The sequence below is a fragment of the Acinetobacter endophylla genome (genome assembly GCF_053543775.1).
Map to the genome: position 1 here is coordinate 1 of NZ_JBLVOM010000147.1, position 438 is coordinate 438.

Annotated in this window: 1 protein-coding gene; it reads left to right on the forward strand. The window is 47.5% G+C overall.

Going from position 1 to position 438, the window contains the following annotated elements:
- A partial coding sequence (locus tag ACNPNW_RS06070; RefSeq protein WP_448766720.1) for a transposase occupies positions 1-438 on the forward strand: 438 nt, incomplete at both ends.

Genomic DNA, 438 nt, shown 5'->3' on the forward strand with positions numbered 1-438 from the left:
AATGAAGGACGTCCTTGAAGCGGTATTTACCGCCGTGCTTCAGTTTTTGGCTGAGGAAAAATACGTTTCTCTGGAGCATTACTTTGTGGACGGAACTAAAATTGAAGCCAACGCCAATCGCTATACTTTCGTGTGGGGCAAAGCCGTTAGTAAACATAAGGCCAAGCTGCAAGAAAAAGTACATACATTGTTTGCTGACATTGAAGCTGCAGAGAAACAAGAAGAACAGGAACACCGCGGCCAGGACCTGAACGAACTTGGCGAGTCTACCGGAATTAGCAGTGAGAAACTCGAACAAATGACTCAGGCGCTGGAGTCGCAACTGCTGGAAAAACCCAAAGACAAACCCCTGAAAAAAGCCGTGCGGAAGCTTCGCAAGGATTTACTGCCCAGACTGCTGAAGTACGAGCAGTATCAAAGACTGCTTGGAGGACGGAA